This is a genomic window from Paenibacillus sp. J22P15 (genome assembly GCF_056269345.1).
Genome location: NZ_JBWDNT010000001.1, coordinates 907,579 through 921,772 on the forward strand (window position 1 = coordinate 907,579; position 14,194 = coordinate 921,772).

9 protein-coding genes are annotated in these 14,194 nt (G+C 46.4%); all 9 read right to left on the reverse strand.

All coding sequences use genetic code 11. From position 1 onward, the window contains the following. Positions 1-705: 705 nt before the first annotated feature. The 9 genes from AC0YN6_RS04255 to AC0YN6_RS04295 all read right to left on the reverse strand — a co-directional run bounded on the left by AC0YN6_RS04255 (position 706) and on the right by AC0YN6_RS04295 (position 14,181). A complete protein-coding gene (locus AC0YN6_RS04255) occupies positions 706-981 on the reverse strand; it encodes a YqkE family protein (RefSeq protein ID WP_475745372.1) in 276 nt (91 codons plus the stop codon). A 30-nt stretch (positions 982-1,011) separates the two neighbouring features. Continuing rightward, on the reverse strand, positions 1,012-2,196 hold the full coding sequence (gene purT, locus AC0YN6_RS04260; protein ID WP_475745373.1) for a formate-dependent phosphoribosylglycinamide formyltransferase: 1,185 nt from the start codon (positions 2,194-2,196) through the stop codon (positions 1,012-1,014). Positions 2,197-2,359: 163 nt separating this feature from the next. After that, a complete protein-coding gene (locus AC0YN6_RS04265; RefSeq protein ID WP_475745374.1) occupies positions 2,360-4,183 on the reverse strand; it encodes an ABC transporter ATP-binding protein in 1,824 nt (607 codons plus the stop codon). Continuing rightward, positions 4,183-5,970 carry an ABC transporter ATP-binding protein gene (locus AC0YN6_RS04270; protein ID WP_475745375.1) on the reverse strand — a complete coding sequence of 596 codons (1,788 nt, stop codon included), beginning with the start codon at positions 5,968-5,970 and terminating at the stop codon, positions 4,183-4,185. The genes AC0YN6_RS04265 and AC0YN6_RS04270 overlap by 1 nt, the downstream gene beginning before the upstream one ends. A gap of 295 nt (positions 5,971-6,265) precedes the next feature. Then, positions 6,266-9,916 carry a dynamin family protein gene (locus tag AC0YN6_RS04275; protein ID WP_475745376.1) on the reverse strand — a complete coding sequence of 1,217 codons (3,651 nt, stop codon included), beginning with the start codon at positions 9,914-9,916 and terminating at the stop codon, positions 6,266-6,268. A gap of 10 nt (positions 9,917-9,926) precedes the next feature. Continuing rightward, positions 9,927-10,199 (reverse strand): NAD/NADP transhydrogenase alpha subunit, encoded by a 273-nt coding sequence (locus tag AC0YN6_RS04280; RefSeq protein WP_475745377.1) that lies wholly within the window; start codon positions 10,197-10,199, stop codon positions 9,927-9,929. 5 nt (positions 10,200-10,204) lie between these two features. Next, on the reverse strand, positions 10,205-10,900 hold the full coding sequence (nth, locus tag AC0YN6_RS04285) for an endonuclease III (RefSeq protein ID WP_475745378.1): 696 nt from the start codon (positions 10,898-10,900) through the stop codon (positions 10,205-10,207). A gap of 163 nt (positions 10,901-11,063) precedes the next feature. Beyond that, positions 11,064-13,547, reverse strand: a complete 2,484-nt coding sequence (locus AC0YN6_RS04290; RefSeq protein ID WP_475745379.1) for an S-layer homology domain-containing protein — start codon at positions 13,545-13,547, stop codon at positions 11,064-11,066. 94 nt (positions 13,548-13,641) lie between these two features. Beyond that, positions 13,642-14,181, reverse strand: a complete 540-nt coding sequence (locus tag AC0YN6_RS04295; RefSeq protein WP_475745380.1) for a GerMN domain-containing protein — start codon at positions 14,179-14,181, stop codon at positions 13,642-13,644. Positions 14,182-14,194: the final 13 nt, after the last annotated feature.

Here is a 14,194-nt window from a genome sequence, read left to right on the forward strand (position 1 = left end):
TCGAAAAGTAACATCCTTCAGCGCTTGTAAGAACCTATGTGTTCTTACAAGACCCAGCTGGCAGTTTGGTTACTCTAGAAAGAGTGCTGTTAGCGCAAATATGTTCTTACAGCTCGAAAAGTAACATCCATTTGTGCTTGTAAGAACCTATGTGTTCTTACAGAGCCAGTTGGCAGTTTGGTTACTCTAGAAAGAGTGCTGTTAGCGCAAATATGTTCTTACTGCTCGAAAAGTAACATCCATTAGTGTTTGTAAGAACCTATGTGTTCTTACAGAAGCCGGAAACGTCGAAATCATCGGGTATTCCTCAATTCTCCAAATCAACTTTCCATTCCCAACATCCTCCGAACCGAAATGTATAATCGTCCTAACTAACTTAAAACCATCTTGTTGTGTCTTCAAGATCCCACAGATAGTGGGTTTAAACCCTACCACGTCGTTAACACAGCGAGAGCAGGTATGCGCTCACACTGCGACGAATGATTGAACTCGATAATATATTCGGGTTTATGATGAGTATATTGAAATTGATATGTTACTTGTACAGCCAAAGACCAGAATTGAAAAATGGCGGTACAGGATTATCCCCTGTAACGCCATTTTTTTCATGGATTTTTCAACATTAATATTCAGAGCGAGTAAACTTATTTTTGGGACAACCTCTGCAGAAATAAATCAGCTGTTTGAACTATGTCATTCATCCTATTATTTATGCTTCGACCAGTTCGGATCGCTATTTTCTAACAGGTAAGAGAAATCATTTTCTAAACGTTTTTGCTCCTGTTTCTTCTTTTCCTCTTCCTGCTTGCGTAGTTCTTCCTTGCGTGATGCCTCTGCTTGCTTCATATCATCAGCCTGCGCTTTGAGCTTACCCAGCACCTCGCTGCTCAATAAATCCTTAAGCGTCAAGCCATTGTCCGGCTCGCTCTTTGGAGCAGTTCTTGGCGCTGATGAAGTTATTTTCTTCTGTTTCTTTCCCATTGCTGCTACACCTGCCTTAAATTTAACTATCTAGTCATTGTTATATGAAACATGAAGTGCTTGTGCAGCTGTTCGTGCCAGATCACGGGCTTGCTCTACATTCGAAGCGGTGCTTAACGCAACAGCCATACGGCGTCCGACCTTCGTTTCTGGTTTTCCGAACACTCTGACCTGCGTATTAGGAACGGACAAAGCTTCCTCAATACCTCCGATGCAGAAGTTGGAAGACTCACGGTCTGCTTTCAACGTATGTGAAGCACCATGCGACAACAGTCTGATCGTAGGGATCGGAAATTCTAGAATAGCTCTTACATGCAGCGCAAACTCAGATAAATCCTGAGTAGCCATCGTGACCATACCCGTATCATGTGGACGCGGCGATACTTCACTGAATAAGACGCCATCCTTTGTAATGAATAGTTCAACACCATAAATACCGAATCCTCCGAGCTCATCGGTAATACACAGTGCGATCGCTTCCGCTTGTGCGATTTGCTCCTCTGTCATTTCATGCGGCTGCCAGGATTCGATGTAATCGCCATCCTTCTGTACATGTCCAATCGGCGGGCAATAGCTCGTACCAGAAACAGAGCGAACAGTAAGCAGAGAAATTTCAGAATCAAATGTAACGAAGCCCTCCACGATAACGCGTTGCTTTTTTGCTCGTCCGCCTTCCATCGCGTAGTTCCAGCATGCTTCTAGCTCCGCCTCAGAACGGCATACGCTCTGTCCTTTGCCTGAGGAGCTCATGATTGGTTTGATAACACATGGAAATCCAAGTGCTTCAGTTGCGAGGCGCAGCTCTTCAAACGTGTCTGCAAAACGATAAGGAGCTGTAGGCAGCTCTAAAGTCTCAGCAGCCAAGCGGCGAATACCTTCACGATCCATAGTCAGCCAAGCAGCTCGTGCCGTAGGAATGACGCGGTGACCTTCCTTCTCCAGCTCAAGCAGCGTTTCTGTTGCGATTGCTTCAATCTCTGGAACAATATAATCAGGCTTCTCCAGCTCGATAATTCGGCGAAGCTCCGCTCCGTCCAGCATATCTGTCGTATAACTGCGGTGCGCCACCTGCATAGCTGGTGCGTGTTCATAGCGATCTACAGCAATCGTCTCGACGCCGAGCCGCTGCGCCTCCAGTACGACCTCTTTGCCAAGCTCACCTGAGCCTAGCAAAAGCAACTTGCGAGCATTCGTTGTTAATGGTGATCCATACATAAAGAAAAAGAACCTCCTGGAAGCAAATCGAAACGTTAGACACGCCAGAAGTGACGCGGCGAGCGTTTCGGTTCGTTTTTTCTTCCATTGTGGAGGTTCTAGGATCAAAAATCAACTATTTTATAAGCAATAGCTAAGAATTATATTAATCATTGCTTATGTTTTAAAGAAATCGGTATTGCGCCTCGATTAAGCCGTTGTATACACCGCGCTTCGCAAGGAGAGCTTCATGATTTCCTTGCTCTACGATTTCACCATGGTCAAGCACGATGATTTCATCCGCATGGCGGATCGTAGATAATCGGTGGGCAATCATAAAGGATGTGCGTCCCGCTAGGAGCGCCTTAAGCGCTTCTTGAATTTTAAGCTCGGTTTCCGTATCAATACTCGCCGTTGCTTCGTCCAAGATCAATATCTGCGGATCGGCAAGCAGCGCCCTTGCGAACGACAACAGCTGACGCTGCCCCATGGAGAGCACGTTCCCCCGCTCCTCTACTTGCGTATCGTAGCCATCTGGGAGATCCATAATGAATTCATGTGCATTAACTGCTTGAGCCGCTTTAACGATTTCCGCATCTGTTGCATCCAAGCGTCCGTAGCGGATATTATCGCGAATCGTGCCTGCAAAAATAAACGTATCCTGAAGCACGATTCCGACCTGCGAGCGCAGGCTTTCAATCGTGACATCACGAATGTCGATGCCATCGATAAGTACACGTCCTTCAACTGGATCATAAAAACGGCATAATAGGTTAATGATCGTACTTTTACCAGAACCCGTATGACCGACGAGCGCGATCGATTGACCAGCTTTTACATCGATTGTAACGCCTTTGAGTGCCGGTCTTCCCTTCTCGTATTCAAACACAATGTTATCGAACTTCACGGCGCCTACAATTTTCGGCAGCGGTTTGGCAACGGTGTGCTCAGCTACGGTCGGTTCCTCATCAATAAACTCAAAGATTCGCTCTGATGAAGCCATTGCAATAAGAAGCTGTGAATACATTTGCCCTAGTCGGTTGATCGGATCCCAGAAGTTGCCGATGTAGTTGGCATAGCCGACAAGCAAACCAACCGTAATAGCTTCTATTTGAATAAGATGTGATCCGTACCAGAATAGAATAAAGGTTCCGATTGCTGCGGTAATTTCGATTACCGGACCAAAGGTTTGGTTTAATGATGAGGCTCTGTTCCATGATTTATTGTTGACTGTATTCATATGGTCGAAGAAGCTCATATTATCTTTTTCTTGCACGTATGCCTGTGTAACTTTCATTCCTTGAATACTTTCATTCAAATGAGCATTAATTCGGGACTGCTTCATGCGAACGTCTTGCCAAGCAAAACGGATCCGTTTGCGAAGCGTCGTTGAAACCAGAAACATGAGAGGCACGGTTATCATGACCGCGAGTCCAAGCTTAAAGTTCCATACGAGCAATATAATGACGATACCGAACAACTGCACACAGTCCATCAGCAAGTTGACGACACCGTTGGTAAATAAGTCCTGAAGCGCATTCACATCATTCGTTACACGAACGAGTACAGAACCTGCTGGGCGTTTATCATAAAAACGGAAGCTTAGCTTTTGGATATGCTGGAATAAATGATTTCTGAGATCGTAGATGACCTTTTGCCCGATTATATTCGTGTACTTAATCCGGTACGTATTGGATGCCCACTGAATAACATACAAGACCAGCATGATGCTTGCGAACATGATCAACTTAGGAATACTTGTTGCTCCATTCTCAGGAGCAATTGCTTCGTCAATCGCTAGGATGACGAGCGCCGGCACGCCAAGGCGTGTCAGCGTACCGAGAATCATCATTAGAATGACTGGCATTAGTTGTTTCGTATAAGGCTTCATGTATCCGAATAATCGGCGTAATTGTCCCCAGTTAAAGGGCTTTTCAATGAGCTCGTCATCTTGATAGACGAAGCGATCATTTTTGTTGGTTGCCTTTGCTTTGGCACTCGTACTCATTATACAGTACTCCCTTTCCGCTCATTCGCTTGCGCAGCCAGTGCAGCATCATCAAGCGGGTAGTCAGCATATTGAATGTTGTAGGTGTCGCGGTATGGACCCTTTTGTTTGATCAACTCTGCGTGTTTACCACGCTGAACGACATGACCATTGTCTAATACGACGATTTCATCGGCATGTCTAAGCGAGGATATCCGATGTGCAATAATGAACGTTGTGCGTCCAGCCATTAGCTCCTTGAAGCCCGCTTGAATTTCATGCTCGGTTTCCATATCAACCGCGCTGGTTGCGTCATCCAAAATAAGAATCCGAGGATTTTTTATAAGTGCTCTTGCGATCGCAATCCTTTGCTTTTGTCCGCCGGACAAGCCCATTCCTCTTTCACCGACGATCGTGTCGTAGCCTAGCGGCAGCTCCATAATGAAGTCATGAGCTTTGGATAGTCTAGCCGCATTTTCGATCTGTTCTGTAGTTACATCGCGTACACCATATGCGATGTTGTCGCGGATCGATGCTGAGAATAGGAATGTTTCTTGAAACACTGGTGCAATTAGTGAACGAAGGCTGGCAACATCCAGGTTTTTAATATCGATGCCATCGAGCGTGATCGAGCCTGTTTTCACATTGTAGGCTCTCATTAGCAATTGAATAATCGTTGACTTACCCGAGCCAGTCGCACCAAGTAATCCAATTACGGAGCCTGCGGGTGCATTGATGACCAAGTCGGTTACTGCTGGTGATTTATCTGGATAACTGAAAGTAACATGGTCAAAGCGTACATGTCCTTTTACTGTATCGCTGTTAACCTCGATGGCATCCTCCATATTTTTCACATGTACATGCTCGTCTAGAAGTCCCAGTACACGCTCGCCTGATGCTTTGAACTGCGTGTAGTTATTAATATGGAACCCAAGGCCCCACATCGGCCCAATAATGTACCAGATCAAGCTGAAGAATGCGACGAATTCACCCAGCTGAAGTGAACCATTAATTACAAGAATACCGCCGGTTACAAGGAGGATAACTGCACTTAAGTTCGCAACAAGCTCCATGACCGGAAAGAATTTCGCCCATATCTTAGCGGCGCCAACTTGATTCTCCTGATAAGCTTCACTGCGTACGGCAAACTTCGACACTTCATGCGACTCGCGTGCAAATGATTTGACAGTACGCACGCCTGTAATATTCTCTTGCACTGCTGTTGTCAAATTACTCATCGCTTGACGCATTTCACGGAATGCAGGATGAATATTGCGCTCGAAACGAACGGCTGCAAAACCTAGCAACGGTATAGTTACCAGTGTGATGAGCGTGAGCTGCCAATGAATGGAGAGCATCATCGCGCCGCCGAAAACGATCATTAGTACCATATTCAATATTTGTGCAAAGCCAAAACCGATAAAGTTGCGAATCGCTTCTAAATCAGCAGTCAAACGAGACATCAAATCGCCTGTTTTCGCTTTGTCGTAATATTGAAAGGACAGCGTCTGCAGCTTGTCGTACAGTGCATTCCGCATGCGGAATGCAACTTTGTTTCCAAGACGTGCTCCAAAATAACCATGTAAGAACTGCATACAAGCTTTAAAAATAATGACTCCGACAACTGTAAAAGCAAGCGTCGGCACGAGCTCGAACTTCCGTGGCGTAATGACATCATCAATCAAAAATCGCAGTAAATTCGGATAGACAAGTCCGAGCGCTGTAGCGCACATTAAGCAAAATATCGAGGTGAACATAAACCTTCGTTCCGCCCAATAAAATGCTTTCAACTGCCTTAGTACGTCCAAGTAAATCCATCTCCCCGTATCTATTTTGTAAGCATGAATGAATATTATCAGCATCGTCAAAAGCGAGCAAACAGTATAAATATGCATATTACTGTTATAAACCTCTTATTGTCTCGTTATCTAAATTGAAAACGGTTAATGCTCCCATTTGGTCGCAAATCATGACAAATATGTGCCTATTACTCAGTTTTTGCACAAAAACACACTAAATAAAAAAAAGCTTTTGCAAGCGTTATTCACGCTTACAAAAGCATTCAGCTGTTACTGCGATAGAACAATCGTCATTCATTGACTTTTAGAGATGAATCAATTGGTTAAGCAGTTGTTTCAGCTCCGATGTATCAGCACTTCCCGATAATGAAATTCGCTTGCCACTTTCATAGGAAAGCATGTCTGCTTGCAGCTGCTCCCCAGCTTGCTCAGCAGCTTTCTGCCATATTTGCTCGTAAAACGAGATCCATAAGGAAGTCTGTTCAGCCATCCATCCGTTTAGCGAAGGAGCAAGCAGTGTTTCAAGTTCTTTGCGAAGGATTGACTTGCCCTCTCCTTCAAAAAACTGACGCGGAGATTTAAAGCGGCTCCATAGCAGCTTCGCATCGACAGTATCTGTTTCCCATGAAGTCGGCTCATCCGGCGTCTGCAAAGCTGCAGGTGCATATGGTATTGCACTGTACGCTGTAATTGATGCTTCAAGACGCTGCGCAGCAATATCATATTGCTTCTGAAGCTGGGTATGAACTCCTCGTTCCATCCGTAGCGAGGTGGCGAGCATTTCCTGTGACAGCTCTAACTGGACGAGCCTTTGCAGCTCTAGCCACGAAGTCCATAATGCCTTGCGCAAATCACGCCCGTCATCTTGCAATGAGGCCGGATTAAAAGCTAGGTTATAAAATTCCCCGAAACGATATTGAAGCCGTTGAACGACATAATACAATAGCTCGCTGAGCTCTTGCTTAAGCTGCTCTGGTAAAACTCCTGTTTGAAGCGCCGAAATCTCGCTCTTCGCTTCGTTAACGGCATGGAGGAGCGAAATAAGCTCCTTCTCACGCACTGCTGCATCGCCCTCTGCACTTTGAAGCCAGCCCGATACGGTCGCTGCTGCGCGTTTCAAATCTTGCTCAGCTGCATCAATAGCAAGTCGTCCGAGATCGTTCTGAATAAAGGAAAGGAATGATTGCTCGAATGCTTCGATACCAGAACGATGCAAAAGCTCCGCATTACCATCAAGCTTGCCGTCAAGCGCCTGTAAGCTCGACACAGGGAATAAACGCGGCGAACGAATCGCATGTTGGAGCAGATTCGTTTCAACATGCTTTAATACGCCTGTAAGCTCCTCTTGATCGGCTGCTAGATCAGCTGCATTGACAAGGAAAAACATTTTATCAAGCTCAAACTGATCCTTCACCCTGCCAAGCTGCATTAGAAATTGACGGTCGGCTTGTGAGAAGGCGTGATTGTAATAAGTGACAAACAAAACGGCATCTGCGTTTTTGATATAGTTAAAAGCTACTCCTGTATGTCTAGCATTAACAGAATCCGCTCCTGGCGTGTCAACGAGAACGATCCCCTGCGCAGTGAGAGCGCAGTCGTAATGAAGCTCGATTTCACTAACGAAACAGGAACGGGATTCCTCAGCTACGTATCTCTCATATTCGGCTTGATCGACCGATAACTGCTGACCTAAGAGCGGCTCATGCTCGGCCCAGCCTGCGCGCGCCGCGCGCAGGAAGCTATAATGCGGCCGGCCGCCAGCTCCAATGGAATCTGGCGATAGGCGATCAATTGCCCGCAGGAGAGCAGCATCATCTGACTGCTGCACGTTCTCACCGAGGAGCGCCAAGGAATAGCGCACATCATCAACAATGGCGTCGCGCGTCTTCATGACGATGCGCGCCGTACCATGTCCGTGCTCCGCCGTAGGGGGCACGAGCCGGTTGATCGCTGCCGTCGTCGGATTAGGCGATACCGGAAGCACCGGTTCGCCGATCAGCGCGTTGGCAAGCGATGATTTGCCGGCGCTGAAGGCGCCGAATAATGCGATGGTGAAACGGCTGTCCTGCAGCCGCTTCGCCTTATCGCGCATCGCTTGCGCAGCCGCCACCAGCGCGGCATGCGGCGCTAGCAGCTCCGCAGCGCTCGCTAAGCGCGCAGCTGCGCTGTGCTGCTGCGCTAAGGCGGCTCCGCCTGCGAGCGCGCTGCGCTCTGCTGCGGGGCGGCGCGCAGCTGCGCCCGCACCGCGGCTGCTCTCGCTCGCCTGCGGAAGCTGCGCTGCTTCCGCCGCGCCGCCCGCTTGCGCGAGCGAACCAGCACCAGCTGCGCGCGGTGCTGGCAATGCCGGCCTCGCCGGCGCCTCAGGCAGCGCAGCAGCAAGCCGCGCCTTATGCTCTTCTGCGCGCTTCGCGAGCGCAGTAAGCGCATGTAGAGCGCCAGCTTGCGCGCGAAGCGCGGCAAGCTGTGCCTGTGCCTCAGCGGCGGCAGCTTCGCCGACCGCTGCTGCATGATCCGCCAGCGCGTCGATAATATCTAGCGCACGCTGGCGGTAAACCGCCTTTACATCCGCGGCTAGATCGCGACTATACGTCATCGTATATTCATTACCGATGACCGCACCTGATTTCACCCGCGCGATTAGCCATTCTGAATCCGGCAGCCAAGCAAGATTACTGGCAAGCTCTGCCTCCAGCCGCTCGCCGTCAAATGCGATGCGCTCAGCTTCTACGCGCAGCAAATGCTTCACATGCCAATCAATAGATGCGCTGATTAAACTGTTTAATTCCTCACTGAACGCCTTCAAGCGACGTTCCTGCTCTGCAGCAGTCTTAGAAGCGGCAAACAGCAGCCCTGCCTTAAAACCAGGTTTGCGGCTCTCTAGAAAGGTTTGAGCCAAATCACGTAGTCCCGCTGGCGTAATATTCGCATTATCGAGCAGTGACTGCAAATCTTTGCGCAGCTGAGCACGATAAACCTCTTTTTGCTCAGCAATATTGCGAATCTGCAGCTTTAACCGATCCATGTCCGCGGATACACGAGCAGCTGCTTCCTCGCCTCCAGCCTCCTCAAGCAGCCGTTCACGCTCAGGCTCTGCTTGAAGCTCGTTCCTCTTTAAATGGACATCCGTCACATGACGCAAAGAAGCATCTACGCTGTATACACAAAGCGGCTTGCGGATCGTTTGAAGCTTGTTAAGCAGCTCAAGAAGCTGATCCCATTCCTGATGTGGATGCTCAGGCTCACGTAACGACAAATAGACGATCCCCGCAGGCTCCAAATGCCATGCGTGAAACGCGTCCTCAACGGATTGACGATAACTGGCAAAGGATAACTCGCGATCACGATGCTTATCGATCTGATTAACGATAAAGTATAACGGCTTTCCCCAATCCTTCAGCTGCTTCGCAAATGAAAAATTGATTTCTGATTGAACATGATTATAATCCATTACATAAAACACGACGTCAGCAAGGTGCAAGGCTGATTCTGTTGCCATGCGATGTGCATCGTCAGTCGAATCAATACCAGGTGTATCGAGAAGCACGGTGTGATCGCCCAGCAGCTCGCTTGGATAAACGATGGATACGGACGTAAATTGCTCTCCATCCACGCAATAACGATCTAGCTCGTCTATTGGCACTTCAGCTTTAGATGGTACGCCGTTCTTAACCGTCTCTACCGCTGCATATGCCCGTTCCCCTCCGCGAATAGAAACCACGTTGGCACTCGTAGGAATTGGACTTGAAGGAAGAAGCTTAGTTCCGCATAAGCGATTGATTAATGTAGATTTACCAGCCGAAAAATGTCCACAAAAAGCGACAGTAAGCCGACCATCGGTCAGCTTACTGTTGAGCTCCTGTGCTTGCTTTGCATGTATATTATCTCCTGCAGCTGTCATTAAGCCGGCTGCCTCGGATATAGCTCCCGCTATGCTTTGCACGGTTGTTTGAGTCATTTGCTTCTCCTTAAACAGCTTGCTCTTCTGCAGATGGCATACAAATTTCAAATACGTTGCCATGCTGCAAGATCATGATATTACGTTCTTTATCTCTCATAACTACAACTTCTGGTTTAATGCGCATACGCTCGATGTATTGATCAGGAACATCTCCTGAACCGCTAACTGTAATTCCTTCTACTAGGATATCCTCGTGCTCCTCTGGAGGAGACTCAAGCACTTGCTCATAGATATCAGAAAAAAGTTCAAAATTGTTTGTGTACACAGAAATACAGTTCATTGTCATCATCCTTCATTGGCTATTTTAGGTTTTGTACTCTTATTTTTGGTTTTAAAGCCTGGCTTCATACGTTGTTTTCCTTCTTTGCACAAATCAAGCAGCGGACAAATTGGACACTGCGGGCTCTGTGCTTTGCAGTGATAGCGACCGAAGAAGATCAGTCTGTGGTGGGTCAAAGTCCACTCCTCGCGCGGAACGAGCTTCATCAACTTCTTCTCAACCTCTAAAACACTATCATCGGCCTTTGCAAACCCCAGTCGCTTCGTTACGCGATCCACATGCGTATCGACTGCAATGGCAGGCACACCAAATGCATTGGACATGACGACGTTTGCAGTCTTGCGTCCTACACCGGGCAGCTCGGTTAGACCTTCATGACTCTCAGGCACTTTACCGTCATATTTATCAATGACGATGCGGCAAAGCTTTTGTATATTTGAAGCCTTACTACGAAACAAGCCGATGCGGCGAATATCCTGCTCCAGTTCCTCCAGCGGTACGCTCAAATAATCTTCGGGACACTTATACTTTTGAAATAAGCTTACCGTAACCTTATTGACCGTCTCATCCGTACATTGTGCAGACAGCAGTACTGCTATAGTTAGCTCAAACGGATTGCTGTGATTAAGCTCACAGTGCGCGTCTGGAAACATGTCCGCTATAATGTCCAGTACATGACGCATTTTCTGTTTCGCACTCATCGTCCTCTCCCCTAATCAAACACTATCGTTCAAAGTGTAGCGAAATTTGTCACGCTTCGCAACCGTAAACAAGCACATTCTATAAAAAAACTGCCCATAAGGGCAGTTTTTTCACAAAATATAAATATCTGAGGCTGTAATTCATGAAAAAACCAGGGTTAGACTACTTGACGATCGCGATGGCATAGTTTCTAAAACCGAATATCGTAACTGCATCGCCTGATTTATAAGCAGTTACTGAAACTGCATTTCCATTCAAAAAATACTTCGTTTGGCTATTTACATTAAAATAATTGCGATTGTCGTTATCCGCAGCTTTCTCCGTCCAAACCTGAGAAGCAGTTGCATTAAAGTTCGTAAAGATACGGCTTTCACCAACAGCTACCGTAAATTGTGTCTTGTTTCCTTCCAGCTTCTGAATCTCAACATAGTCACCTACTGTAAGTAGGTTGGTTGTGGTTCCTTGTGAGGCACCTTCAATAATAACGAATCCAGCATCGCTATTATAAGCAACGGATTGACCAGCCAGGTCCATAATCGTTACACTGTTTGCCGAGACGGATTGAACCTTACCATAGGAAACGGCTAGTGTACGTGCGGATACCGCTTCTCTCCCTAAATAATTGACACTAATAAGAGCACCTGGTGTAATTTGTTCAATCGTAAGCTTAGCTCCAGCTTCGTTAGTCAGCTCTGTGCTGAGTACATTGAGCTCAATAGGAGTTGTCATTGCATTTTTTACACGAATTTTCTTGTTGATCACATCAACGGACATTACTTCATATTGAGCGTTTGTATGCACTCTAATCGTCGAAACCATATCTTGATTGTTGTTCAAATCTAGCGTCAGCTTATCGCCTGCTTTCAAATCGCTAAGCTTCGCATTTGCAATCGCCGCATGCTCAACATATGCAGTGTTATAAGGAAGCGATAACGTAACACCACTATCTAACTTAATGCTCATCAGATTACTTGATGAGTTAAGCGACAATAATGTGCCTGTATATTTGGTTAGGAATTGCAAGGATACAATCGTATTGCCAGTATAGCTGATTACAATTTTCCGGTTTAGTGTCAATAGACTGTTCGCAGAAGCGAGTGAAATCACGTTGCCGCTGTATTCAATTCGAGTTTTATCCGTAAAATACAGCGCTTGTGCATTGCCGCCGTTAGCATCTACAATGGTCAATAGTTTTTTATCGTAAACATAACCAGCGACCTGAGCGCCTGCAATCATTTTCACATCACGATTGATAACTTTTACCTTCGTTACTCGATCTGATTCATTAAGCGTCAGCTCAACTTGATCCGCTTCCTTAATCAGATCTTCAATTGATGCTCCGGTAATCCCAGAAATTTCTACGCTTACTGTCTCTGCCATAAATTTCGAAACAAGAGTAGTACCTTCCATTATGGTAATCAGGTCACCAGTCGCACCAAAGAACGTACCTTTTACGCTTGTAGCTGATGATTGTGCGGAAGCAACAATTTTTAGCGTTGCAGGCGCATCACGGAAACTATCCTGTACGATGCTAATTTGACTATCCCTTTTGATTGCACTTAATGCAAGAGGTTTCCCGTCAGTATCTACAACCACAACCGAATCGTTGTAGAAAAATTCAACAGGCTTATTGTTAATCCACATATAAAGCATCTTCTCGTCAGCGATGACGCGATCCAGCGTTCCCGTTGTCGTCTTTGTATACACTTTCTCGCCCTTCACTTCGACGAACAACGCTTTTCCGTCTTTCGCAATAACGGTTACGTCTCCGTACTCAAGCAGCTGCTCCTTCGTTATTGGTGTCTCTGTCTTGTAATGATAAAACAACGTATCTGAGTTAAGTTTATAGCTTGTCTCCTTCTTATCACTGTAAATCGTAATTTCTGAATCGGTTAATTTGGATACGATACCAGTAACCTGTCCCTCATACGCTACAGGGAACAGCTTCTCCGCTCGGCTGAACATCGTTGCAAGACTTGCACGGTCTACATTCGCTTTTGGAACAAATTTGTCAGCTGTAACGCCCTTCACAAGCTCTAGCTTTGAAGCTGCATTCACATAGCCTTTGTACAAAGAACTGATTTGGGCAGCGTCCGCAAAGGTTGAAGTCGTATTTTGCAAACGAATCGCTTCGTCTTCCTGTTCAATCGCACGAACCATAAGCTTTGTTACCCACTCCCGGGTAGCAGGCTTCGTCCCCCAAGCTGTCTTAGGATCTTTGGAAGCGAGATCATATTCTTCTGTTTGATCTAGCAAGCCTTCTTGGAAAGCAAGCCTAACATACGCTTTGAAATAATTACTTACTGAGAATGAATTAGGAAATCCAATAGTAGCGTCTTTATCCGCTTTATTGTCTAATCCTGCAAACCGTAGAGCCATGAGCACGGCCTCTTGCTGGCTCACATTATCTTTCGGACGAAATACAGTGGCGCCGTTTACTGTCTTATTTCCTTCAATAATACCTTGTAAGGCAAGCTTCGCTATGTGCTTCTCTGCCCAGTGACCGCTGCTTACGTCTGTAAATGGTGTCGTTAAACCGGAGGAAGCTGCGCTGATCGTTGAAGGCAGAACTACCCCGCTTCCTGCGACGAGCGATAACGCCAACGCTCCAATTAGAATTTTTTTGCTCGCAAAATGCAGTGTCATAATGGATATTCCCCCTGAAATTATGTATTAACTCAAGCAGAACGGCTTCGCTATCCTACAACTATGCGGGAGCGAAGCCATTCGTTTTCAATACCTATTGCTTCATCATCGGATGTTCCAGTTCGACATGACCCATTAGAGTTTCAACTTTTTCACCATCAGTGAGCAGTTGGATCGATTGAACGAAATCAAATTGAAACAATGTTTTTTGGAGTGTCTCAATGACAAACTTCTCACCTGGCGCTCCAAGGCGAGCTTCATCTGGCAAATGAATGTCCAGTGTAACAAGCCCGTCCGTTAGTTCTACGGATTTAATCTCAATTGGTTTCCATAAGGAAACAGCGTTCTCGCCAGCTTCTTTTTGCAATTCAGCAATTGCTGCTTTGACCAGATCAGCATCAGTCTCATAAGTAAGCTTGACTGTATGTTCTACTGTTTCATTAAGTTCAATATCGGTTAAGTAAATAATAGCATCTTGCTCGTTTAGCGCGGGTGTAGGCTCAGGTGTAGGAGAATTCGTTGGTGCTATTGTGCTGCTTGGAGTATTTCCTGCCTTATCCTGTACACCACAGCCTGCTAACGCAGCAGATAATATGATGACAGCAAGCAGCCCGCGTGCTTTGAATGTTTTCATTACACTGAACACC